This is a genomic window from Micromonospora sp. NPDC048063 (genome assembly GCF_043202855.1).
Classification (GTDB): Bacteria; Actinomycetota; Actinomycetes; order Mycobacteriales; family Micromonosporaceae; genus Micromonospora.
Genome location: NZ_JBIDBG010000011.1, coordinates 1 through 21,661, shown reverse-complemented (window position 1 = coordinate 21,661; position 21,661 = coordinate 1). Strand labels below are relative to the sequence as shown.

Below are 21,661 nucleotides of genomic sequence, written 5' to 3'. Positions count from 1 at the left end.
GGTCAGCGGCCGAACTGACCGGCCCGGATCGCGCCCACGAAGGCCGCCCACCCCGGCGGGCTGACCGCCAGCGTGGGGCCGGCCTGGTCCTTGGAGTCGCGTACGCCCACCACACCGAGGACGTCGACCAGGTTGTCCGCCACCTCCACGCAGAGGCCCTGGTCGTTCGAGCGGCTGCTGGTACGCCAGACCGCGCCCGGAAGATCGTTCATCGTCGTCACCTTTCCTGTCGTCGGGACGCCCGCCGGCGGCCGGGACCGGGACCGGAAAAGGAGGCGTCCGGCTCGGCCCGGCGCGGCATGGCGACGGAATCCGCGACGATCAACGGGGAAACGACGGACCCCGGTCGCACCATCTGTGCGACCGGGGTCCGTCGTGCGCGGAGGTGGGCGGGGACGGGTTGGCGCAGGTGCCGCCGGCCGTTCGCGCGCCCGTCGGCGGGCAGGTCAGCGCGCGGCGGTGACCGTCCCGGTCACCTCGCCCAGGGCGATGGTGGTGCCGTCCGGGCCGGGCGCGGTGGCCGTGATGCTCACCGTGTCGCCGTCCTCCAGGAACGTGCGGGTCTCGCCCCCGGCGAACTTCACCGGCTCGGCCCCACCCCACGTCAGCTCCAGGAACGAGCCGACCTGCCCCCGCTCCGGCCCGGAGACGGTGCCCGAGGCGTAGAGGTCGCCGGTGCGCAGCGAGGCGCCGTTGACGGTCAGGTGGGCCAACTGCTGCGCCGGCGTCCAGTACATGGTGGCGAACGGCGGCTCGCTGACACGCTCGCCGTTCCACTCCACCGCGAGGCGCAGGTCCAGCCCGAGGTGCGGCACGTCGCGCAGGTAGTCGGCGACCGGCGGGTCCTGGTCGGGCGCGGGGACGAAGGCGTCGCCGAGCGCGTCCAGCGGGGTCACCCAGGCGGACACCGAGGTGGCGAAGGACTTGCCCAGGAACGGGCCGAGCGGCTGGTACTCCCAGGCCTGGATGTCCCGGGCCGACCAGTCGTTGACCAGCACCACGCCGAAGACGTGGTCGGCGAAGTCGTCGGCGGGGACCCGCGTGCCCAGCCGGCTGGGCACGCCGACCACGAAGCCGACCTCGGCCTCGATGTCGAGGCGTACGGACGGGCCGGTGACCGGGCCCTGCGCGGTGGCCCGCTGCCCGCTGGGCCGCACGACCGGGGTGCCGGAGACGACCACCGTGCCGGCCCGGCCGTGGTAGCCGATCGGCAGGTGCTTCCAGTTCGGCAGCAGGGGCGGTTGACCGGGGCGGAAGATCTGCCCCACGTTGCCCGCGTGGTGCTCGGAGGAGTAGAAGTCGACGTAGTCGGCCACGTCGAACGGCAGCACCATCCGCACCTCGTCCAGCGGCACCAGCAGCGGCTCCACCGCCGGCCGGTGGGCGGCGTCGGTGAGCAGCTCGGTCACCCGCTGCCGGACGGCCGTCCACTGTGGGCGACCGAGGGCCATGAAGTCGTTGAGGGTGGGCCGGCCCAGCGTGCCGGCCGCCAGCACCAGGCCGGCCGCCTCGGCGCCGGCCAGGTCGAGCACGAAGTCGGCGATCCGTACGCCGACGCGTGGCTCGCGCTCCCCCTGGCGGAACACCCCGTACGGCAGGTTGGCCACCCCGTACGGCGATCCGTCGGCACCCGTCACCCAGCTCATGCCGGCCCTCCGCTGCGCCGAACGGTCCGAGCCCCGGCCGCGTCGGTGGATGCCGCAGCATCGACACGGCCTCGGCCGGGGGTCGGACCGTGAGCAGTGCCGCCCTGAGGCGTCACCGGCCTGCAAAGATGATTCGCTCGCTGACGCTCGCTCATGCGTCGAAGCCCCCGTTCACCAGCCCCAGCCGGATCAGATCGGTCAGTGGTTCCAGGATGCTGCACGAGCCGAAGCCGACCCACAGCGGGCGCGCGGCGGCCAGCGCGTCCTCGACGCGCTGCACCAGCGGGCGCGGGTCGGTCGCGGTGAGCAGCTCGGCGACCCGCTCCACCCCGGCGCCCTCGGCGGCGGCCAGCGTCGCGGCCAGCACGTTGGCGAAGCCGTGGTGGGTGAAGCCGGTCTCCGGGTCGAGGTGCCGGACCGCCTCGTGCAGCCCGGCGGTCAGCTTGAACGGCAGGCCCCGGTCCCGGCAGGCGCAGATCACCGCGGCCAGCTCGGCCGGGGTCGGGAAGAGTTCGGCGGCCAGCCCGCCGGTGCGGAACTTCGCCGCTACCGGCAGCCCGTCGGCGCGGGCCGCGGCGAGCGCGTCCAGCGCCCCCATCAGCCCGAACGTCAACGGCACCTCGGCGTAGACGGCGAGCCCGTCGGCGGCGGGACCGTCGGCCCGCCTCGCCCGCCGGGCCAGCCCGACCAGCTCGGTCAGGCCCGGCAGCGGGTCCTCGCCGCGCTTCGCGACCGCGGCCTCGACCTGCCGGACGCGGATGCGCGGGTCGAGCCCGGCCCGCGCCTCGTCGAGCCGGGCGACCGGCACGTCGCCGATGACGCCGACCTCGATCTCCTCCCCTGGGTCGAGCAGCGCGGCCAGCTCGGGCAGCCGCGAGGCGGGGACCAGGAGCGGGCCGACCAGGTCGGCGTACCAGGAGGCGCGGTGCCGCCGGTGCGCGGCGACGGCGTCGGGCAGCGGCGCGCTGCCGGGCGGGAAGACGGCGGCGTCGTCGACGAGGCCGTCGAGAAGCGCGGGCACCTGCGTTGACACGAGACAAGAATGTACGGGACGCTACGAGGAACGGACAACAGTGTCCGATTATCGGACACTGTTGGATCGGTGAACGGGACGAACCGGGAGGCGAGATGCCCTACTACCGCAGCGTCGGCGAGGTGCCACGCAAGCGCCACACCCAGTTCCGTCAGCCCGACGGCAGCCTCTACGCCGAGGAGCTGATGGGCCAGGAGGGCTTCTCCTCCGACTCGTCCCTGCTCTACCACCGGCACGCGCCGACCGCGATCGTGGCGGCCGAGGAGTTCGCCCCGCCGGCGTTCACCCGGGTGCCCAACCTGCCGCTCAAGCCCCGCCACCTGCGCACCCACAAGCTCGACGGGGCCGGCGCAGACCCGGTGCTCGGCCGGCAGTACCTGCTCGCCAACGACGACGTGCGGATCGCGTACGTGCTGGCGGACCGGCCGTCGCCACTGTTCCGGGACGCGACCGGCGACCACTGCCTGTACGTCGAGTCGGGCACCCTACGGGTCGAGTCGACGTTCGGCGTGCTCGACGCGGTGGCCGGCGACTACGTGGTCATCCCCACCTCGACCATCCACCGGCTGGTGCCCACCGGCGACGGGCCGGTCCGGCTGCTCGCCGTCGAGGCGGCCGGCCACATCGGCCCGCCCAAGCGCTACCTCTCCGTCCGGGGCCAGTTCCTGGAGCACTCGCCGTACTGCGAGCGGGACGTGCGCGGGCCGGACGCGCCGCTGCTGGTGGACGAGACCGACGTGGAGGTGCTGGTCCGGCACCGCCGCGGCTGGACCCGCCACGTCTACGCCCACCACCCGTTCGACGTGGTCGGCTGGGACGGCCACATGTACCCGTGGGCCTTCTCCATCCACGACTTCGAGCCGATCACCGGCCGGATCCACCAGCCGCCGCCCGTGCACCAGACGTTCCAGGGCCCGAACTTCGTGATCTGCTCGTTCGTGCCGCGCAAGGTGGACTACCACCCGGACGCCATCCCGGTGCCGTACAACCACCACAACGTCGACTCCGACGAGATGCTCTTCTACACCGGCGGCAACTACGAGGCCCGGCGCGGCTCCGGCATCGAGCAGGGCTCGATCTCGCTGCACCCCTCCGGCTTCACCCACGGCCCCCAGCCGGGCGCCGCCGAGCGCTCGATCGGCGCCGACTTCTTCGACGAGCTGGCCGTCATGGTCGACACCTTCCGCCCGCTCGACCTCTGCGACGCCGCCCGGTCCTGCGAGGACGACGGCTACGCCTGGACCTGGGCGCGTCGCCCCTAGACGGTCGTACGCGACAGGACGGCGAGCTCGGCGGCGGTGGCCGTGGCGATGGCGAGGACCAGCGGCCACGGGGTGCCGACCAGGGCGTAGAGCAGGATCAGCGCGGGCGCGGCGGCCGCCGCGTAGACGGCCAGGGCCAGCGTGCGGTCGGAGCGCAGCAGGCCGGGCAGGATGGTCCGGGTCAGGCCGGGCAGCCTGGCGGCGAAGCGCCAGACCACGAGGGCCCCGCCGAGCGCCGCGAACGCCGCCGCGAACCGGGACAGCCCGGCGCTGCCCGGCGCCATGCACGCGATCAGCACGGCGGTGACCATGGTCCAGCCCGCGCCGTAGACCACGAGCTGACGCAGGCCGGTCGAGATGGTGCGGCCGGAGTCGACCCGGCCGGGGCTCATCGCGGCGGCCTCGGCGAGGTGTTCCAGCGCCTCGCTCCAGCGCCGCTGCTCCAGCCGGAGCACCCCGATGTCGTGCCGGGCCTCCGCGAGCTGCGGGTCCAGCCGCAGCGCCTCGCGGTAGGCCCGCTCGGCCAGGTCGAACAGCTGCATGTTGGCCGCCACCAGCCCGAGCACCAGATGTGCCTGCGGGTTCTCGGGGGCCAGCTCCACCCCGCGCCAGGCCGCGTTCAGCGCCGGCTGCCCGTTGCGCGAGCCGGCCAGGATCGCCGCGGCGCTGCGCTGGGCGTACGCGTCGTCGGGACCCAGCGCCAGGATCCGGTCGGCGGTACGGGCCGACTCCGCGTACTCCTCCAGGTCGCCGAGGGCCAGTCCCCGGGCGACCAGCGCCGGGACGCTGTCCGGGGCGGCGGCGACCGCTGCGTCGGCGGCGGTCAGCGCCTCCTTGGGCCGGTCGGCCGCGAGGTGGACCCGGGACAGCATGGTCAGGGCCTCGGCGTTCGCCGGGTCCAGGGCGACCGCGTAGGAGACCTCGGCGGCGGCCTCGTCGTAGCGGCCCAGTTCGGCGAGGAGATGGGCGCGCTGGAGGTAGCCGTCGGCGGCGGACCGGTCGGAGGTGGCGTCGCTGGACATCGCGGCGAGCCTAGGCGGCCGGAGCGTCGTACACCAGGGCCACCGCGATGCCGGTGAGGCCCTCGCCGCGCCCGGGGAAGCCGAGGCCGTCGGTGGTGGCCGCGGAGACGGTGACCGGCGCGCCGACCGCCTCGGAGAGCACCCGCTGGGCCTCCTCGCGGCGCGGACCGATCTTGGGCCGGTTGCCGATCACCTGCACCGACACGTTGCCGATCGCGAAGCCGGCGGCCCGTACCCGGCGGGCGCTCTCGGCCAGCAGCGCGACGCCCGACGCGCCGGCCCACTCGGGCTGTCCCACCCCGAAGTTGGCGCCCAGGTCTCCGAGGCCGGCCGCGGAGAGCAGCGCGTTGCAGGCGGCGTGCGCGGCCACGTCCGCGTCCGAGTGCCCGGCCAGGCCGTCCTCGTCGGGCCAGAGCAGACCGGCCACCCAGCACGGCCGGCCTGCCTCGAAGGCGTGCACGTCGGTGCCGATGGCCACCCGGGGAACGATCATGCGACGAGGGTACGCGTCAGCCGCCGGCGGCCAGCAGGTGCTCGGCCAGCGCCAGGTCGAACGGGCGGGTGACCTTCAGCGCGTACTCCGAGCCGGGGACGCAGAGCACCGGGACGCCCTGCTTCTCGACCAGGCCGGCGTCGTCGGTGAGCGGGTCGCCGGCGGCGGCGTGCGCGGCGGCCAGCACCGCCCGGCGGAAGCCCTGCGGGGTCTGCACCGCCCGCAGGGCGGAACGGTCGACGGTGCCGAGGACGACCTCGCCGGCGCCGACCTCCTTGATCGTGTCGACCACGGGGAGCACGGGGATCACCGCGTCGTGCCCGGCGCGGACGGCCGCCGCGACGGACTCCACCAGTTCGGGCGGGGTCAGCGCCCGGGCGGCGTCGTGCACGAGGACGATCTCCGGGCCGGCCGGCACGGCGGCGAGGGCGGCGGCCACGGAGGCCTGCCGCTCGGCGCCGCCGGGCACCACGGTCACCGGGGCGACCGGGCCGAGCAGGTCGCGGACGGCCGTCACCTCGGCGGCCGGAGCGGCCACGACGATGGTGTGCACCGAGGGCGCGGCGGCGAGCCGGCGGACGGCGTGCACCAGCAGCGGTTCCCCCGCCAGCAGGCGCAGGGCTTTGGGCCGGCCGGGCCCCAGGCGTACGCCGGCACCGGCCGCAGGCACGAGGACCGCGACGTCACCGCACGGATTGAGCTGCGCGGTCACGTCGCGGTCCTCGGTGGTTTCTTCGCTACGAATCGGGTACGACGATGCTGCGGGGACTAGGCCTCGGTGAGCACCTTGTCGAGCAGCGTCTCCGCCTCGTCCTTGGTGCTCTTCTCGGCCAGCGCGACCTCGCCGACGAGAATGTCGCGGGCCTTGGCGAGCATGCGCTTCTCGCCCGCGGAAAGGCCCCGCTCCCGCTCCCGGCGCCACAGGTCGCGGACGACCTCGGCGACCTTCAACGGGTTGCCCGAGGCCAGCTTCTCCAGATTCGCCTTGTAACGCCGCGACCAGTTGGTCGGCTCCTCGGTGTGCGGTGCACGGAGCACGTCGAAGACCTTGCCGAGGCCCTCTTCGCCGACCACCTCGCGCACACCCACGATCTCGGCGTTCTCGGCGGGCACCCGGACCGTCAGGTCACCCTGCGCGACCCTCAGGACGAGGTATTGCTTAGGCTCGCCCTTGATGACCCGAGTCTCGATTGCCTCGATGAGTGCGGCCCCGTGGTGGGGGTAAACAACGGTCTCGCCGACACTGAAAACCATAGGTTCGAAACCCCTTTCGCTGTGTCTAGGGTAACACGCTCAGGCACCGATGTCTCACCGCTGTCCTGACCGTTGGCGCAGCTCAGGGGCCCTGTGAGAGGTATTTCTTCGGCTTGACAGACCATCAAACCGATGATTCAAACACGCTCCGTAACCTGTGGATGACGGGCCGGTACGAGTGACGCGAACGTCGAGATCAAGGGCTATGCGCTCCTCCCATGGTATCCCGCCGCCCGCGTACGCGCCCAGGTGTAGCGGTACGAGAGCCCGTGCGGGACGCTGGAGGTCGAGCCGCTGTCCGCTCACCGAGACGTCCTGGGGGTCCGATGGGCAAGCCCGACGCAGACGGCCCCGAACTACCCGACCTGCCGCCGGAGTGGGGCCGGGTGGTCGTGCCGGACGATGCCTCCGCCCTGGCGGCCGAGGCCGAACAGGTCCGCCGCGAGCTGCGCGCGCGGGCCGGTCACGGCGGCCCCCGCCGGGTCGCCCGGTCCCCGCTCGCCCTGCCCCTGCTGGTCCTGCTGGTGGCGGTGCTGGCCACGGTCGCCGGCCTGATGACGGTCACCTGGCCCCGCTCCGGCCGGACCGCCCCGGGGCCCACCCCCGCGCCGTACGCCCCGCCGGCCGGGATGACCGGACGGCCGCTGCCGGCGCTGGACCTGGTCGACGCGGGGCAGTCGCCGGTGCCGCTGCGCGGGCTGCTGCCCGCGATGATCATCCTGGTCGACGGGTGCACCTGCCCGGACGACGTGGCCACCGCCGCCGCCCTGGCGCCCGCCGGGGTCACGGTCGTCACCGTCGCCGGGGACCGGCCCGTACGCGTCTCGCCGCCGCCCGCCGGGGCGACCGTACGACCGCTGGCCGACCCGGCGGGCGGGCTGCGCGCGTTCCTGCACCTGCCGCCCCGCCCCGGCGTCGCCGCCGCGCTGCTGGTCGACCGGGCCGGGATGCTGGTCACGGTGGTGCCCGAGGTGCGCTCCGCCGAGGACTACCGCGCCGACCTGGCCGGCCTCGCCGCCTGACCCGGCGCCCGACGTCTCCCCGGCGGCCCGGCGGCCCCGGGGCACCGGCGGTCAGGGCAGGCCGACCAGCTGCGCGTCCACGCGGAGCGGTTCGGCGTCGGCGGTCGACAGCGAGACCCGGAACGGCCCGCCCGCGGCGGTCAGCTCGATCGACACCACCGACCCGTCGCACCCGACCGTCGGGACGGGGACGGCGGCCCTGACCCGCTCGAGCACGACCAGCAGCTCCCCCGGCCCCGTGCAGCGGTACTCGAGCAGGAAGCGGGTGGCGGCCTCACCGGCGGCCTGCTTGACCACCCGACCGTTCTCCCGGCCGAGCGTCGCCCGCTCCCGCCAGATCGTGTTCGGAAGGCGGCCGAGCCGAGGCGCCTCGGGATCGACCCGGACGCCGGCCCGCCCGCCGGAGTCGACCCGGAACGCGGCGCCGGTGCGCGGGTCGACCCGGAACGCGGCACCGGTGCGCGGATCGACCCGGAACGCGGCACCGGTGCGTGGATCGACCTGGACGGTGGCTCCGCCGTCGCGGTCGCCGGGCAGGGCCCAGACGGAGACGCCCCCCTCACCGTCGACGGTCACCATCGAGGAGACGATGGCGTCACCGTTGCCGGGCACGTACCGGCTCTGCGCGGACGGGGCCGGCGCGCCGGCCGTCGGACCGGTGACCGGCGCGCTGGTCTGCCACCACCAGCCCCCGGCGACCAGAGCCGTCAGGGCCGACCCGGCCAGCACCGCCGCGCGCAGCCGGTCGCCGGCCGCCGCGGGTTCCCGGACCGCCCCGGCGCGCGGGCCATCCGCCTCTGTCCACGGCCGGTCTGCCGCCTCCGCGTCCATTACCAGAGGGTAACCTCGGCGCGCCCGCGGCGTCGCTGTCAGTCCTGCCGTTCGAGAAGCGCGGCGTAGAGGGTCAGGCCCGGCCCGAACGCCAGCATCACCACCCGCCGCGGCGGCGACGCGGCCCGGCGCAGCCGGTCGAGGATCAGCAGCACCGTCGGCGACGAGCAGTTGCCGTGCTCGGCCAGCGTCGCCCGGGACGCCGCCAGCCCCTCCGGCGGCAGGGCCAGCTCCCGCTCGACGACGTTGAGGATGCGCGGGCCGCCCGGGTGCACCGCCCAGCCGTCCACCCCGGACAGCGTCGCGCCGTGCCGGGCCAGCAGGTCGTTGACCAGGTCCCGGACGTGCCGGGAGAGCACCTGCGGCACCTTCGGCGACAGCCCCATCCGGAAGCCGGTGTCGGTGACGTCCCAGGTCATGTGGTCGGCGGTGGAGGTGTCCGTGACCGAGGTGACCTCGCGCAGGGCGTACCCCCGGCCCCCGGGGACGACCACGGTGGCGACCGCGGCGTCCGAGAAGAGCGCGTGGGAGACGATCTGCTGGGTGTCCACCCGGGCGCTGGACGGCTGGATGTGCAGGCTGGTCAGCTCCGCGCAGAGCAGCAGCGCCGGCCGGCCGCGGGCGGTCACGAAGTCGCTCGCCGCGCCCAGCCCGGGCAGGGCCGCGTAGCAGCCCATGTGGCCGACGAACATGCGCTGCGTGTCCGGGGCCATGCCCAGGTCACGGGCGAGCAGGATGTCGAGCCCCGGGGTGGCGTACCCGGTGCACGAACAGACCACGAAGAGCCCGACGTCCCCCGCGGCCAGGCCGGCGGCCGTCAGCGCCCGGCCCACCGCCTCCTTGCCCAACGGCAGCGCCTCGACCTGGTAGCGGCGCATCCGCCGCTCCGTCGGCCAGTCGGAGACGTCCTCCAGCAGCGGGTTGACCGCGGCCTGGCGGCGGGTGACCCCCGAGTGGGCGAAGATCCGCTGCGCCAGCGCCCGCGTGCTGCCGGCGAAGTGCTTCGAGAAGAAGCCGTCCCACAACTCGTCCTGCGCCGCCGACGGAGGGTGTGCCGTCCCCAGCCCCGCGATCACCGGTACGGCCACGATGCCCACCTCTCGTCCGGCCCTGCGCAGCGGGCGGCCCGCCCCGCCGCCGTCCCCCGTGCCGGGGGCCGCTCCGTCCGCCGCCCCGACGGACCTCCCACGCTCACCAACGAGGGACCGATCCGTCGCGGTCCGGGTCGCCGCCCAACGCGGCGATGCCCAGCCAGTCGGCGCAGACGTCCGAGGTGGCCGGGTGCAGCGAGCCGCAGCGGGCATCCCGGTAGAGCCGCTCCAGCGGATGCCCCCGCCGGGTGGCGGAGGTGCCGGCCGCCTCCAGCACGGACGCCGCCACATCGGCGGCGGTCGTGCCGGCGAGCAGCTTGGCCCGCCACACCCAGCGGTTGGTCTCCGCGTCCCCCGGCGCCTCGTCCACCCGCCGGGCGGCCTCGGCGACCACCAGGTGGGCGGCCGCCACGGCGGCGTCGGCCCGGCCGAGGCGGGACCGGACGGCCGGCAGGCCGGCGAGGTTGCGGGCGTTCAGGTGCTCGGCCGCCGCGTCGACCGCCGCCCGGGCCACCCCGACGTAGACGGCGGCGTAGCTGGCCACCAGCCAGTGCGGCATGAGCTGGGCGACCACCAGGGCCAGGCCCTCCACGCCGCCGAGCAGCCGGTCGGCCGGCACGGTCACGTCCAGGTGCAGGTCGTGCGAGGAGGTCGCCCGCATGCCGAGCGAGTCCCACGTGGGCTCGACGGTCAGCCCGTCCCCGGCCGGCACCAGGAACTGAGAGACCACCGACTGGTCGGCGGCGCTGCGGGCGGCCACCAGGTAGCCGTCGGCGTGCCCCGCCCCGGAGCAGAACGTCTTGCTGCCCTTGAGGTGGTATCCGCCGTCGACCGGCTCGTAGACGGTGCTGAGCTGGGACAGCCGCGCGCCGGCGCCGCGCTCGCTCATCGCCACCGCGTACCAGGAGCCCTGGGCGGCGGCGGTGAGGAGCCGGTCCCGGGCGGCCAGCGCCCCGTCCGGCACGCCGAGCGCCTCGGCCAGTTCCTCGGTCACCGCGCCGAGGGCACCGGTGACCGAGGCGTGCATGTTGAACACCAGGGCCGTCGCCCCGTTGCCCCGGGCCAGCTCGGTGGCGACCGCCGCGTACTCCGCAAAGGTGGCGCCCGCTCCGCCCAGCTCGGTGGGGACCATCAGGCCGAACAGCCCGGCCTCGCGCAGATCCCGGAAGTCCTCGACCGGGAACGAGCCGTCGCGGTCGTGCTCGGCCGCCCGGGCGGCCAGCCTCGGTGCCAGGCGGCGAGCCGCCTCCAGCGCGTGCAGCGTCATACAGCCCCCTCCTCGGCCCTGTCCTACCCAGGGACCCGTTCCGCTATCCGCTCCGCCTGCCCCGCCCCTGGTAGAGCACGGCGGTCGACCAGGTCGGCACGATCCGGGGCGCCGCGCCGGCCACCGTCGGCCGCGGACGACCGACCACAGTGCCGCCCGGGTGGACGGCGGCGGGCGCGGCGGGCCGGTCGGCGGCGGTCGCGCCCGGACGGTCGGCGTCGGCACGGTGGGCACGACCGGCGGCCCGGACCCGGCGGGCCAGCCAGCCGAGCAGCCCGGGCACGCCCGGCCGGATCCCCCGCAGCCGTAGCCGGACGCCGTGCCGGGCGCACTCGGCGACGAGCGCCCGGGCGTCCACGAACAACCGTGGGTCGTGGATGCCCCTCGGCACGGTCGGCAGCCGCTCGGCGATCCGGACGGCCAGCAGCCGGCTCAGCGCCGTGTCGTTCAGCGTGTCCAGCACGAGCAGGCCACCAGGGCGGAGCAGCCGGCACGCCTCGGCCACCGCCCGCCGCCAGTCCGGCACGTGCTCCAGGATCTCGCCCGCGGCGACCACGTCGGCGCAGCCGTCGGCCAGCGGGACGGCGGTGACGTCGCCGTTGACGGCGGTCACCCCGTGCGCGGCTGCCTGTGCCAGGGCCGACCGGGTGAGGTCGACGCCGACGTGCCGGTAGCCCTTGCCCGCCAGGTGCGGGGCGAGCAGCCCTGCGCCGCAGCCGAGGTCGACCAGGAGGGCGCCGGGACGGGACGCCGGCGGCACGAGTGCGGCACGCGCCTCGGCCAACCAGTGCAGCATCGCGAACGCGCCGTCCGGACGCCACCACTCGCCGGCCAGGTCGTCGTACTGGCGCGGATCGTTGCGCGGCAGGGTGCGGCCCGCGTCTCGCATGGACCGAGCGTGGCACGACTGCCCGGTAACGACCAGACTTTCCTCATGTCGTCAACGGTGCTAGGGCTGGTCAGGGCGAGCCACCCGGAGCCGGCCGCCGCGGTCACCACCGTGGCCGGGCTGCTCGCCTGGGGCGCCGGGCACCGGCCGGCCGGCGTCCTGGCCGTGGCGCTCACCGTGGCGGCCAGCCAACTCGCCGTCGGCTGGGCCAACGACGCGCTCGACGCGGACCGGGACGCCACGGTGGGGCGTACCGACAAACCGGTCGCCACCGGCGCGGTGGGCCGGCGCACCACGGCCGTGGCCGCGGCGGTGGCCGCGCTCGCCACCCCGGCGCTGGCGCTGGCCACGGGCCCGGCCGCCGCGCTCTGCGTCACCGTCGCGCTGGTCTCCGCGCTGCTCTACGACTGGCCGCTGAAGTCGACCCCGGTGTCGGTGCTGCCCTACGCGGTGTCGTTCGGGTCGCTGCCCGCCTTCGTCGTGCTGGCGCTGCCCGGGGCGCCGGCCCCGCCGGTCTGGCTGGTCGCCGCCGCGGCCTGCCTGGGCGCCGGGGCGCACTTCGCCAACGTCCTGCCCGACCTGGCCGACGACGCCCGGACGGGGGTCCGCGGGCTGCCGCACCGGCTCGGCCCGACCGGCAGCCGCGCCGCCGCCGCCGGCCTGCTGCTCGCGGCGACCGCCACCCTGGTCCTCGGGCCACCGGGGCGGCCGTCGGGCGTCGGCGTGGCCGCGGTCGCCGCCGCCGTCGTGGTGCCGCCCCTGAGCTGGTACGGCGGGCGCGGCGCCGCCCGGGCCGGAGGTCGGCCCGTGGCCGCGTTCCGGGCCGTCATGTTGATCGCCCTCATCGACGTCGTCCTGCTGGTCACGAACGGGCGGCTGGTCTGAGGTCCGCCCCGGGGAGTGGCATTCCCGGGTCGGCGTGCGGGGGCGGATCAGGCCCAACTACCCTGGAGCGCGGTCTGCGCGGGCATGGCCACCGTGCCCGGCGTGAGCACCGGGTGGGATCGTGACGAGGAGGACCGACGTGACGCGCTCGATCAGGGGTTCCCGGCGGGCGGCCCTGCTGCTGTCCGGGCTGGCCGCGGCGACCGGGCTGCTGCTGTCCGGCTGCGGCGCCGGCCAGATCGCCGAGACCGCCAACAAGGAGCCGTCGGTCCAGGGCGTCAACCTTTCCGCCCGCAACGGCGACTACGCGGTCCGTGGCCTGCTGGTCGAGTTCCCGGGCGTCGAGGGCTACAAGGCGGGCGCCAACGCCGTCCTCAACGCCGTGATCTACAACGACTCGAAGGAACCGGTCACCGTGACCGTGACCACCGACAGCGCCCGCGAGGTCGTGATCGCCGGTAAGGGGGCCGCGGCCAGCCCGTCGGCGTCGCCGTCCGAGTCCCCGTCGCCCACCCCGTCGGAGTCGGTGTCGGCCAGCCCGGGCGCCTCGGAGAGCCCGTCGGAGTCGGTCAGCCCCGGCGCCCCGGAGAGCCCGTCGGCCCCGGCGAGCCCGGCCTCGCCCGCCGGCCAGCCGGCCCGGATCGAGATCCCGCCGCTGAGCTACGTGCAGCTCAACACCGAGGCCGACCGCGTCCTCCAGCTCATCGGCCTGAACGAGGCGCTGCGCTCCGGGCAGAACGTCATCCTGACCTTCGACTTCGGCAACGGCAACACGGTCACCGGCCCGGCGCCGGTCGCCGTGCCGCTCACCCCGGCCGCGCCCCCGTCGCAGATCGTCGAGCGTTTGGGCGGCTACGACGAGAACGAGGGCGGCGGCCACTGACCCTCCGCCCGCTGTTTCCGACGACACCGTCGGCGTGGTGACCACCACGCCGGCGGTGTCTTCGTCGTACGCGGGGACTAACGTCCCCATGTGACCACCTCCCGATCGACGTCCCCGCGCGCCGCCGGCGGGCGCGGCCGGGCGTCCAGCCGCGAGCCCCGACCGGCCTACGAGTGCGACGCCTGCGGGCACCAGCCGCCCAAGTGGGTCGGGCGCTGCCCCGAGTGCGGCGAGTGGGGCTCGGTGGTCGAATGCACCGTCACCGGCCCGACCGTCTCCGGCAAGGTGGTCAGCTCGCGGATGCCGGCCGAGCCGGCCCGGCCGATCGCCACCATCAGCGCCGCCCCGGCGCGGGCCCGGCCCACCGGGGTCAGCGAGCTCGACCGGGTGCTCGGCGGCGGCCTGGTCCCCGGCGCGGTGGTGCTGCTCGCCGGCGAGCCGGGCGTCGGCAAGTCCACCCTGCTGCTCGACGTGGCCCAGCAGTGGGCCGCCGGGGCCGGCAGCCCGTCGCTGGTGGTCAGCGGCGAGGAGTCGGTCAGCCAGGTCCGGCTGCGCGCCGAGCGGATGGGCACCCTGCACGACCAGCTCTACCTCGCCGCCGAGAGCGACCTCGCCGCGGTGCTCGGCCACCTCGACGCGGTCAAGCCGGGCCTGCTGGTGCTCGACTCGGTGCAGACCATCTCCACCACCGGCGCCGAGGGCGTGTCGGGCGGGGTGACCCAGGTGCGGGCGGTCACCGCCGCGCTGGTCGCGGTCGCCAAGGAGCGCGGCATCGCCACCGTGCTGGTCGGCCACGTCACCAAGGACGGCCAGGTCGCCGGCCCCCGGGTGCTGGAGCACCTGGTCGACGTGGTGCTGCACTTCGAGGGCGACAAGCACTCCTCCCTGCGCATGGTGCGCGGCGTGAAGAACCGCTTCGGCGCCGCCGACGAGGTGGGCTGCTTCGAGATGCACGAGGGCGGCATCAGCAGCTTGGCCGACCCGTCCGGGCTGTTCCTGACCCGCTACGCGGAGCCGGTCCCGGGCACCTGCGTCACGGTGGCGATGGAGGGCCGCCGGGCGCTGGTAACCGAGGTGCAGGCCCTGATCGGCGCGACGGTGGCCGGGTCGCCCCGGCGCACCGTCTCCGGGCTCGACTCGGCCCGGCTCGCGATGGTGCTGGCCGTGCTTCAGCGCCGCACCGAGCGGCTGACCCTGCACGACCGGGAGGTCTTCGCGGCCACCGTCGGCGGCATCCGGGTGGTGGAGCCGGCGGCCGACCTGGCGGTCGCCCTGGCCGTCGCCTCGGGCGGGCTCAACCTCGCCATCGCGCCCCACCTGGTGGCGATCGGCGAGGTCGGGCTCACCGGCGAGGTGCGCCGGGTCGGCGCGGTGCCGCGCCGGCTGGCCGAGGCGGCGCGGCTCGGGTTCCGGCTCGCGCTGGTGCCGACCGGGTGCGGGCCCGAGAGCACCGGCGTGACCCCCGGGGGGATGCGCGTGATCGAGGTCACCGACGTGCGCTCGGCGCTCCAGGCCGTCGCCCGCGCGTCGGCGGAGTGAGCGGCGATGGCCGGGCGACGGGACCGCCGGGGCGATACCGGGCAGCCGGGCCGCCGGCCCCCGGTCCGGGCGACGTGGGGCATCGCGACACATCACAGTAACCACGACAGCACCCACCGCAGGGCAGTCCGTAGACTGTGCCCGTGCCGATCGACCGCGATACCACCAAGCCTGCCGGCGCGACGCCCCACGCCCGCACCGGCGCCGTGGGCTCGCCCGCCCGCCCGATCAGCGTGAGCGTGACCGGTGGCGGCGGGGGTGCCGGTGACCCGCTGCGGGCCAACCTGGCACTGATGGCCCCGGGCACGGCGCTGCGCGACGGCCTCGAGCGGATCCTGCGCGGCCGCACGGGCGCGCTGATCGTCCTAGGCTACGACAAGGTCGTCGAGGGGCTCTGCACCGGCGGGTTCCCGCTCGACGTCGAGTTCTCCGCCACCCGCGTCCGCGAGCTGTGCAAGATGGACGGCGCGGTCGTGCTCTCCAGCGACGGCACCCGCATCGTCCGGGCGGCCGTGCATCTGATGCCCGACCCGAGCATCCCCACCGAGGAGTCCGGCACCCGGCACCGCACCGCCGAGCGGGTCGCCCGGCAGACCGGCTACCCGGTGATCTCGGTGAGCCAGTCCATGCGGATCATCAGCCTCTACGTGAACGGCCAGCGGCACGTGCTGGACGACTCGGCGGCGATCCTGTCCCGCGCCAACCAGGCGCTCGCCACGCTGGAGCGCTACAAGCTCCGGCTGGACGAGGTCTCCGGGACCCTCTCCGCGTTGGAGATCGAGGACCTGGTCACCGTACGGGACGCGGTCGCGGTGGTGCAGCGGCTGGAGATGGTCCGCCGGATCGCCGACGAGATCGCGGGCTACGTGGTGGAGCTGGGCACCGACGGCCGCCTGCTGGCCCTCCAGCTCGACGAGCTGATGGCCGGGGTCGATGCCGACCGCACCCTGGTCATCCGGGACTACCTCCCGGCCGGCCGGAAGTCCCGCACCCTCGACGAGGCGCTGGTCGAGCTGGACCTGCTCGGCGCGACCGAGCTGATCGACCTGGTCTCCGTCGCCAAGGCGATCGGCTACCCGGCCGCCTCCGACGCGCTGGACGCGGCGGTCAGCCCGCGCGGCTTCCGGCTGCTCGCCAAGGTGCCCCGGCTGCCGGCGGCCGTGGTCGACCGCCTCGTCGTGCACTTCGGCAGCCTCCAGCGCCTGCTCGGCGCCACGGTGGAGGATCTCCAGGCCGTGGAGGGGGTCGGCGACGCCCGCGCCCGCGGCGTCCGGGAGGGGCTGTCCCGGCTCGCCGAGGCGTCCATCCTGGAGCGCTACGTCTGACCCGGGCCGCTCGGCCGGCCGCTCAGCCGTCGGTTACGGTGAGCTTCACCGGCTCGCTGAGCTTGGTGCCCACCCGGGCGAAGACCTGGTACGTCCCGGCGGGCGGGTTCGGGCCCGCCGCCACCCCGTTGGCGCACTTGCTGCTGTCGCGGCCGTTCCAGCCCACCTGGTAGGAGCGCTCGAAGCCCGGCGTGAAGGACTGCACGTCGGAGCCCTTGCCGGTGCCGCAGGTGTCGGACGACCAGATCTTCTCGGCCCCCGACTTGATGAACAGCTCCTGCTCGTCGGCGCCGACGTCGCGGCTGCACGTGCGCTCGGACCGGTTCTTCACCTTCAGCTGGAGGTCCACCACGGCCCCGCGGACCACCGACGCGGGCAGGGCCACCGGCGTCACGGTGATCTCGGCGTCCGTGCAGGCGCCGTCGCCGGCGGCCGGCACGACCGGCGCCGCCGGCGGCGTGTCGGTGGTGGTCGGGCCGCCCGACGGGTCGGCGGCGCCCGGGTCGCCCGACGCGCCCGGCGAGGGCCCGCCGGTCTGCGGGCTGAGCACCGGGCCGGTGGGTCCCGGTGTCGCACCGGGCGACGTCGCGCCCGACGCGGGCTGCGCGTCGCCGCTGTTGTCGGCCTTCCGGTCCGAACCGGTGCACGAATAGAGCAGGACAATCAGGAAGAGAAGCCCCGCCCCGAGCACGACGGCGCGACGCCGCCAGTAAACGGCGGGTGGCAGGGGGCCGACCGTCAGACGCATGATGCCCCCACCGTAGCGGCGCGGGGCTCGGCAGCCCGGCGCGACGCGCCGAGGTGTCCGCAGCTCACCGTTCCCACCTTCCACATGCGACGGTCATGTCCACCGACGGTGTCCCGCCGGCGACCCAGGGGCGCGGGTCAGAGATACACCTTGCGCTGGTAGATGGCGTGGGCGCCGGCAACCCGGTCCAGGAAGAGCAGACCCGCACAGTGGTCGATCTCGTGCTGCAGGGCCCGCGCCTCGAACCCGTCGGTCACCAGCCGTACGGGCTTGCCGCTGCCGGGCAGCACGCCCTCCACCACCAGCCGGCTGGCCCGCTTCACGTCGCCGGTGAGGTCGGGCACCGACATGCACCCCTCCCGGGCCACCTTCCACCGGCTCGCCTCGACGACCCGGGCGTTGCACAGCACGAAGGTGCCGTGCACGGTGACCGCCTTCGGATGGCCGGTCACGTCGACCGCGAAGACCTGCGCGCCCACGCCGATCTGCGGGGCGGCCAGCCCGACGCAGCCCGGCGACACCCGCATGGTGGCGACCAGGTCGGCCGCCAGGCGTACGGTCTCCTCGGCCGTCGGGTCGACCTCGCCGCCGTGCCGGCTGAGCACCTGGTCGGGGGCGGACACCACCGGCCGCACCTCCCCCGGCGCGTCCAGGGACTCCGGGGTCCAGTCGCCGAGGCCGGCGTACGCCTCGCTCTCCGGGGCGCGCTCGTCGCCGGTCACAGCAGATCCGGGTCGGCCGGGCGGAGAGTCACCCCGACACCCAGGTCGGCGGCGGTCGACGCGAGCCGGCCGGCCACCTCGTCGGCCGTGCCGGGCGGCAGGTCCACCTCGGCGACCACCACGTAGAGCGACCCGGTCAGCCGGGTGCTCAGGTCGGTGACGTTGCCGCCGGCGTCGGCGAGCACGCGGGTCATCGCCGCGACGATGCCCATCCGGTCCGCGCCGTGCACCGCCATCACGTACGGCTCGCCGGCCGGAGCCGTCTCGCCGTCGGGGGTGACCTCGCGTACGGTCGCCAGCAGCTGGCCGTCGGCGGAGAGCGGCGCGAGCGCGGCCTCGACGTCGGCGGCGGCCGGGCCCACGCAGACCAGGGTCATCGCGAAGTGCCCCCGCAGCCGGGTCATCGTGCTGTCGGTGAGGTTCGCGCCGAGCCGGGCGAGCACCTCGGCGACGTCGGCCACGATGCCCGGCCGGTCCCGGCCGATGACGGTGATCGCGAGCTCGTTCATCCGGGCATTCTGCCCGATCCGCCGCGCGCCGCCGCAGCGCCCCGCCCAGGTCGCCCAGCCAGCGGGACGGCACGGCCGAGCCGCGAGCCCGCCGCCCGCGCCGCGTCGGGGGCGCGGCGCGTGACATCATCGGCGGCGCGATGTCTGAGCCCACTTTCGCCACCCTGGTCAGCCGGTGGTACGAGGAGAACGCCCGCGACCTGCCGTGGCGGAAGCCCGACGTCACCCCGTGGGCGATCCTGGTCAGCGAGGTCATGCTGCAGCAGACGCCCGTCGTGCGGGTGCTGCCCGCCTGGGCGGCGTGGCTGGACCGCTGGCCCGACCCGGCCGCGCTCGCGGCGGACAGCCCGGCGGAGGCGATCCGGATGTGGGGACGGCTCGGCTACCCCCGCCGGGCGGTACGGCTGCGGGACTGCGCCGTCGCGATCGTCGAGCGGCACGGCGGTCAGGTCCCGGACCGGCTGGACCAGTTGCTGGCCCTGCCGGGCGTCGGGACGTACACGGCCCGGGCGGTGGCCGCGTTCGCGTACGGTCAGCGGCACCCGGTGGTCGACACCAACGTACGGCGGGTGGTCTGCCGGGCGATCGCCGGCGAGCCGGATGCCGGCCCGGCCACCCGTCCGGCCGATCTGGTGGCCACCGAGGAACTGCTGCCCGTCGAGCCGGCCGCCGCCGCGCTGGCCAGCGCGGCCTTCATGGAGCTGGGTGCGGTGATCTGCACCGCCCGCTCACCCCGCTGCGGAAGCTGCCCCGTCGAGGCGGTCTGCGCCTGGCGGGCGTCCGGCCAGGAGGCCCCCGCCGGCCCGAGCCGACGCCCCCAGCGGTACGCCGGCACGGACCGCCAGGTGCGCGGGCTGCTCCTCGGCGTGCTCCGGGAGGCGACCGGCCCGGTGCCGCACCAGCGTCTCGACCAGGTGTGGGCCGACGACGTGCAGCGGGCCCGGGCGCTCACCGGGCTGGTGCGGGACGGCCTCGTGGAGCCGGTGGGCGAATCGTCGTTCCGCCTCGTCGGCGACGGCCCACCGGTCCCCGGCGTGCGCCTCGGGGCATGACGAGAGGGCCGGCCCCGTTCGGGGCCGGCCCTTGTCGTTGGTGGTGGGATCAGGCGGCGTAGCCGCGGGTGGCGATCCAGTCGGCGAGGGCCTCGGTGGTGATCCAGTAGGAGGCCTGGGCGGGGTCGGCGGAGTCGGCGATCTTCACCGTCTGGCCGTTGTCGCGGTAGCCGACGACGCTGATGTAGTGGCCGCCCTCGAAGGAGTGGGTGCCGCCGTCGGTGTCGGTGGCGGTGCCGGCGATGTTGGCCACCACGGCGCGGCCGTCGTCGACGGCCTTCACGACGTCGGTGCGCAGGGTGTCGGTCTGCTTGTCGTCGGCCTTGGGGGTGGCGATCTCGACGCTGTGGTAGGCGTTCTTGCCGGTTTCCTTGTTCAGGACGGGGGTGATGTCGTTGATGGAGTTGGTGCCGGCTTCGGTGGTGCCCATCTCCTTGGCCATGGCGTCGACGTTGATGTCCTTGCCCTGCACGCTGAGGGCGTTGCGGGTGGCGGCGGGGCCGCAGTAGTAGAAGTTCGGCTGGGCCTCGTAGCGCACGCCGAGTTCCCGCTCGCTGTTCTTGTGGTTCTGGGTGGCGGGCTTGGTGTCGGTGGTGGGGGCGGCGTGGGCGGCGGTGACGGGGCCGGCGATGGCGCCGCCGGTGAAGGCGAGGCCAGCAGCGGTCAGGGCAGCCTTACGGAACAGATCGGTACGCATGACGAAGCACCTTTCGATCGGGGGTGCGCGGCACACCCGGAAGGGGGGTGGGTGCGCCACGGGTAAGGAAAGGTCAAGCCAGAAGAGGGGGTGCGCGCCCTGGTGTTCGGGGGGCGCGGTCCCGGGGGGATGTAACGACGTGGGTCCGGCCGGCATTCCGGCCGTCGCCCCGAACCGTCGAGCCGTCGAAGCGGCTCGGGGTCACGCGCTCACGGTGGGTACAACGCCCCGGCCCCCCGGCCCATGCCCGGCGGGGTGGTGGCCCCCGCCACCGCAGTCCACCACCAACCGGACACGACACCCCGCGCCGGACCCGCGGCCCTGCACTGAACCGGACACACACCCCAGGCGGGCCATCTGCCGACCAGTCGGGCATCCCTGGTTCAGGGCATCTGTGGGTCCGGTGTCAGGTTTGGTCCCTGTGCCGGCACAGCGGGCCACACCCGCCTCGACAGGTCCGGAGGGTCGGGTGCCGTGGGCCCTGTCGAGCTGCCCCGTCTGTAGGACCGCTCGTCACATCGGCGCCGCGGCCCCGGCCTGATCGACGTTGGTGGGCTCGGTCGCCTGCGACTGCCCTGTTGTGTGCCCCATCTGTGAGGGCAGCTCGACAGGGACTACGGGGGTGTGAGCGCCGCCGTGCCGCCGGCCTCGGTGCAGCCACGCGCCCGCGTTGCGGCCCGACCATGCAGCCGGGGTGTAAGTGCCGCCATGCCGCCGGCCTCGGTGCAGCGGCACCCCGAGCTGGACCTTTTGCGACATCGGCTCGACAGCGACACGGAAAGGCGACGGCCCGGTGGCTGGTGCCACCGGGCCGTCGCCTTTGCGCGGTTTGCCTTACTCGTCCGCCCCTGCGGCGGCGGTGCCGCCGAGGTCGGCCGGGACCGCGTCCGGCACCTCGGCCGGCCGGTCCGCACCCTTGAAGACGAGCTTGGACTTGTCGATGTTGCTGGGGTCGCCTTCGCAGTCGACGACGACGATCTGGCCGGGGGTCAGTTCGTTGAACAGGATCCGCTCGGACAGGTTGTCCTCGATGTCGCGCTGGATCGTGCGGCGCAGCGGCCGCGCGCCCAGGACCGGGTCGAAGCCCTTCTTCGCCAGGTACTTCTTGGCGTTGTCGGTCAGCTCCAGACCCATGTCCTTGTTCCGCAACTGGGTCTCGATCCGCGCGATCATGATGTCCACGATCTGGAGGATCTCGTTCTCCCGCAGCTGGTGGAACACGATCGTGTCATCGATCCGGTTCAGGAACTCCGGCCGGAAGTGCTGCTTCAGCTCGTCGTTGACCTTCTGCTTCATCCGGTCGTAGTTCGACTCCGAGTCCTCCGACGCCTGGAAGCCCAGCGACACCGCCTTCGCCACATCCCGCGTACCCAGGTTCGTGGTCAGGATGATGACTGTGTTCTTGAAGTCCACGATCCGACCCTGACCATCGGTGAGCCGACCATCCTCCAGGATCTGCAGCAGCGTGTTGAACACGTCCGGGTGGGCCTT

Annotated in this window: 23 protein-coding genes; 7 read left to right on the top strand and 16 right to left on the bottom strand. The window is 74.8% G+C overall.

The genetic code is table 11. The annotated features are described in order from the left end of the window. Window positions 1-2: 2 nt before the first annotated feature. The 3 genes from ACGFZ2_RS24135 to ACGFZ2_RS24125 all read right to left on the bottom strand — a co-directional run bounded on the left by ACGFZ2_RS24135 (window position 3) and on the right by ACGFZ2_RS24125 (window position 2,679). Entirely contained in the window at window positions 3-212 is a 210-nt protein-coding gene (locus tag ACGFZ2_RS24135; RefSeq protein ID WP_091101629.1) for a DUF397 domain-containing protein, read from the bottom strand. Between the two features lie 234 nt (window positions 213-446). Continuing rightward, window positions 447-1,646 (bottom strand): fumarylacetoacetase, encoded by a 1,200-nt coding sequence (gene fahA, locus ACGFZ2_RS24130; protein ID WP_393457111.1) that lies wholly within the window; start codon window positions 1,644-1,646, stop codon window positions 447-449. Between the two features lie 151 nt (window positions 1,647-1,797). Continuing rightward, window positions 1,798-2,679: a hypothetical protein gene (locus ACGFZ2_RS24125; RefSeq protein ID WP_393457108.1), complete on the bottom strand. Its 882-nt coding sequence runs from the start codon at window positions 2,677-2,679 to the stop codon at window positions 1,798-1,800. Window positions 2,680-2,774: 95 nt separating this feature from the next. Here ACGFZ2_RS24125 and ACGFZ2_RS24120 point away from each other — a divergent pair, with 95 nt between their 5' ends. After that, window positions 2,775-3,941 (top strand): homogentisate 1,2-dioxygenase, encoded by a 1,167-nt coding sequence (locus ACGFZ2_RS24120; RefSeq protein ID WP_393457105.1) that lies wholly within the window; start codon window positions 2,775-2,777, stop codon window positions 3,939-3,941. Here ACGFZ2_RS24120 and ACGFZ2_RS24115 read toward each other — a convergent pair. From ACGFZ2_RS24115 to ACGFZ2_RS24100, 4 genes are read right to left on the bottom strand one after another with little or no spacing between them, the layout of a single operon-like run. Continuing rightward, entirely contained in the window at window positions 3,938-4,963 is a 1,026-nt protein-coding gene (locus tag ACGFZ2_RS24115; protein ID WP_393264499.1) for a tetratricopeptide repeat protein, read from the bottom strand. The two genes, ACGFZ2_RS24120 and ACGFZ2_RS24115, sit on opposite strands and share 4 nt — an antisense overlap. Window positions 4,964-4,973: 10 nt before the next feature. Next, window positions 4,974-5,456 carry a 2-C-methyl-D-erythritol 2,4-cyclodiphosphate synthase gene (gene ispF, locus ACGFZ2_RS24110; RefSeq protein WP_393264496.1) on the bottom strand — a complete coding sequence of 161 codons (483 nt, stop codon included), beginning with the start codon at window positions 5,454-5,456 and terminating at the stop codon, window positions 4,974-4,976. A 16-nt stretch (window positions 5,457-5,472) separates the two neighbouring features. Next, a complete protein-coding gene (gene ispD, locus ACGFZ2_RS24105) occupies window positions 5,473-6,168 on the bottom strand; it encodes a 2-C-methyl-D-erythritol 4-phosphate cytidylyltransferase (RefSeq protein ID WP_393457102.1) in 696 nt (231 codons plus the stop codon). A 56-nt stretch (window positions 6,169-6,224) separates the two neighbouring features. Then, window positions 6,225-6,710, bottom strand: a complete 486-nt coding sequence (locus ACGFZ2_RS24100; protein ID WP_007073334.1) for a CarD family transcriptional regulator — start codon at window positions 6,708-6,710, stop codon at window positions 6,225-6,227. 326 nt (window positions 6,711-7,036) lie between these two features. Between ACGFZ2_RS24100 and ACGFZ2_RS24095 the strand changes: the two genes are divergently transcribed. Continuing rightward, window positions 7,037-7,732 (top strand): hypothetical protein, encoded by a 696-nt coding sequence (locus tag ACGFZ2_RS24095; protein ID WP_393457099.1) that lies wholly within the window; start codon window positions 7,037-7,039, stop codon window positions 7,730-7,732. Window positions 7,733-7,783: 51 nt separating this feature from the next. On the opposite strand, the gene ACGFZ2_RS24090 is transcribed toward ACGFZ2_RS24095, so the two are convergent. From ACGFZ2_RS24090 to ACGFZ2_RS24075, 4 genes are all read right to left on the bottom strand, one after another. Continuing rightward, window positions 7,784-8,563, bottom strand: a complete 780-nt coding sequence (locus ACGFZ2_RS24090; RefSeq protein WP_393457096.1) for a hypothetical protein — start codon at window positions 8,561-8,563, stop codon at window positions 7,784-7,786. A 38-nt stretch (window positions 8,564-8,601) separates the two neighbouring features. After that, window positions 8,602-9,651 (bottom strand): type III polyketide synthase, encoded by a 1,050-nt coding sequence (locus ACGFZ2_RS24085; protein WP_393457093.1) that lies wholly within the window; start codon window positions 9,649-9,651, stop codon window positions 8,602-8,604. Window positions 9,652-9,754: 103 nt separating this feature from the next. Further along, window positions 9,755-10,921, bottom strand: a complete 1,167-nt coding sequence (locus ACGFZ2_RS24080) for an acyl-CoA dehydrogenase family protein (RefSeq protein ID WP_393457090.1) — start codon at window positions 10,919-10,921, stop codon at window positions 9,755-9,757. 43 nt (window positions 10,922-10,964) lie between these two features. Beyond that, on the bottom strand, window positions 10,965-11,810 hold the full coding sequence (locus tag ACGFZ2_RS24075; RefSeq protein ID WP_393457087.1) for a methyltransferase domain-containing protein: 846 nt from the start codon (window positions 11,808-11,810) through the stop codon (window positions 10,965-10,967). Window positions 11,811-11,855: 45 nt separating this feature from the next. On the opposite strand from ACGFZ2_RS24075, the gene ACGFZ2_RS24070 reads away from it, so the two are divergent. The 4 genes from ACGFZ2_RS24070 to disA all read left to right on the top strand — a co-directional run bounded on the left by ACGFZ2_RS24070 (window position 11,856) and on the right by disA (window position 16,442). Continuing rightward, entirely contained in the window at window positions 11,856-12,695 is an 840-nt protein-coding gene (locus ACGFZ2_RS24070; protein ID WP_393457084.1) for a UbiA family prenyltransferase, read from the top strand. A 139-nt stretch (window positions 12,696-12,834) separates the two neighbouring features. Then, window positions 12,835-13,578: a hypothetical protein gene (locus ACGFZ2_RS24065; RefSeq protein WP_393457081.1), complete on the top strand. Its 744-nt coding sequence runs from the start codon at window positions 12,835-12,837 to the stop codon at window positions 13,576-13,578. Between the two features lie 90 nt (window positions 13,579-13,668). Continuing rightward, window positions 13,669-15,117 (top strand): DNA repair protein RadA, encoded by a 1,449-nt coding sequence (radA, locus tag ACGFZ2_RS24060; RefSeq protein WP_350706725.1) that lies wholly within the window; start codon window positions 13,669-13,671, stop codon window positions 15,115-15,117. 143 nt (window positions 15,118-15,260) lie between these two features. Beyond that, complete coding sequence (gene disA, locus ACGFZ2_RS24055) at window positions 15,261-16,442, top strand: DNA integrity scanning diadenylate cyclase DisA (protein ID WP_393264474.1); 1,182 nt, start codon at window positions 15,261-15,263, stop codon at window positions 16,440-16,442. Between the two features lie 22 nt (window positions 16,443-16,464). On the opposite strand, the gene ACGFZ2_RS24050 is transcribed toward disA, so the two are convergent. The 3 genes from ACGFZ2_RS24050 to ACGFZ2_RS24040 form a co-directional block, all read right to left on the bottom strand. After that, window positions 16,465-17,190 (bottom strand): hypothetical protein, encoded by a 726-nt coding sequence (locus ACGFZ2_RS24050; protein WP_393264472.1) that lies wholly within the window; start codon window positions 17,188-17,190, stop codon window positions 16,465-16,467. A gap of 137 nt (window positions 17,191-17,327) precedes the next feature. Next, window positions 17,328-17,912, bottom strand: coding sequence for a peptide deformylase (locus tag ACGFZ2_RS24045; RefSeq protein ID WP_357463450.1), 585 nt, complete (start codon window positions 17,910-17,912; stop codon window positions 17,328-17,330). Next, window positions 17,909-18,421 carry an ACT domain-containing protein gene (locus ACGFZ2_RS24040; RefSeq protein ID WP_350686636.1) on the bottom strand — a complete coding sequence of 171 codons (513 nt, stop codon included), beginning with the start codon at window positions 18,419-18,421 and terminating at the stop codon, window positions 17,909-17,911. The genes ACGFZ2_RS24045 and ACGFZ2_RS24040 overlap by 4 nt, the downstream gene beginning before the upstream one ends. Window positions 18,422-18,561: 140 nt before the next feature. On the opposite strand from ACGFZ2_RS24040, the gene ACGFZ2_RS24035 reads away from it, so the two are divergent. Then, a complete protein-coding gene (locus ACGFZ2_RS24035; RefSeq protein WP_393457078.1) occupies window positions 18,562-19,473 on the top strand; it encodes an A/G-specific adenine glycosylase in 912 nt (303 codons plus the stop codon). Between the two features lie 49 nt (window positions 19,474-19,522). Here the strand turns inward: ACGFZ2_RS24035 and ACGFZ2_RS24030 are convergent, their stop codons facing one another. Together ACGFZ2_RS24030 and ACGFZ2_RS24025 are read right to left on the bottom strand one after the other, a co-directional pair. Further along, complete coding sequence (locus ACGFZ2_RS24030) at window positions 19,523-20,170, bottom strand: C39 family peptidase (RefSeq protein WP_393457075.1); 648 nt, start codon at window positions 20,168-20,170, stop codon at window positions 19,523-19,525. 834 nt (window positions 20,171-21,004) lie between these two features. Beyond that, window positions 21,005-21,661: AAA family ATPase (locus ACGFZ2_RS24025; protein ID WP_393457072.1), on the bottom strand; the 657-nt coding region annotated here is incomplete at its 5' end.

Excerpts from the sequence above, each read along its gene's own strand:
- ACGFZ2_RS24135 (WP_091101629.1), bottom strand. The coding sequence starts at position 212 with ATGAACGATCTTCCGGGCGCGGTCTGGCGTACCAGCAGCCGCTCGAAC.
- fahA (WP_393457111.1), bottom strand. The coding sequence starts at position 1,646 with ATGAGCTGGGTGACGGGTGCCGACGGATCGCCGTACGGGGTGGCCAAC.
- ACGFZ2_RS24120 (WP_393457105.1), top strand. The coding sequence starts at position 2,775 with ATGCCCTACTACCGCAGCGTCGGCGAGGTGCCACGCAAGCGCCACACC.
- ACGFZ2_RS24115 (WP_393264499.1), bottom strand. The coding sequence starts at position 4,963 with ATGTCCAGCGACGCCACCTCCGACCGGTCCGCCGCCGACGGCTACCTC.
- ispF (WP_393264496.1), bottom strand. The coding sequence starts at position 5,456 with ATGATCGTTCCCCGGGTGGCCATCGGCACCGACGTGCACGCCTTCGAG.
- ACGFZ2_RS24100 (WP_007073334.1), bottom strand. The coding sequence starts at position 6,710 with ATGGTTTTCAGTGTCGGCGAGACCGTTGTTTACCCCCACCACGGGGCC.
- ACGFZ2_RS24095 (WP_393457099.1), top strand. The coding sequence starts at position 7,037 with ATGGGCAAGCCCGACGCAGACGGCCCCGAACTACCCGACCTGCCGCCG.
- ACGFZ2_RS24090 (WP_393457096.1), bottom strand. The coding sequence starts at position 8,563 with ATGGACGCGGAGGCGGCAGACCGGCCGTGGACAGAGGCGGATGGCCCG.
- ACGFZ2_RS24080 (WP_393457090.1), bottom strand. The coding sequence starts at position 10,921 with ATGACGCTGCACGCGCTGGAGGCGGCTCGCCGCCTGGCACCGAGGCTG.
- ACGFZ2_RS24075 (WP_393457087.1), bottom strand. The coding sequence starts at position 11,810 with ATGCGAGACGCGGGCCGCACCCTGCCGCGCAACGATCCGCGCCAGTAC.
- ACGFZ2_RS24070 (WP_393457084.1), top strand. The coding sequence starts at position 11,856 with ATGTCGTCAACGGTGCTAGGGCTGGTCAGGGCGAGCCACCCGGAGCCG.
- ACGFZ2_RS24050 (WP_393264472.1), bottom strand. The coding sequence starts at position 17,190 with ATGCGTCTGACGGTCGGCCCCCTGCCACCCGCCGTTTACTGGCGGCGT.
- ACGFZ2_RS24040 (WP_350686636.1), bottom strand. The coding sequence starts at position 18,421 with ATGAACGAGCTCGCGATCACCGTCATCGGCCGGGACCGGCCGGGCATC.
- ACGFZ2_RS24035 (WP_393457078.1), top strand. The coding sequence starts at position 18,562 with ATGTCTGAGCCCACTTTCGCCACCCTGGTCAGCCGGTGGTACGAGGAG.
- ACGFZ2_RS24030 (WP_393457075.1), bottom strand. The coding sequence starts at position 20,170 with ATGCGTACCGATCTGTTCCGTAAGGCTGCCCTGACCGCTGCTGGCCTC.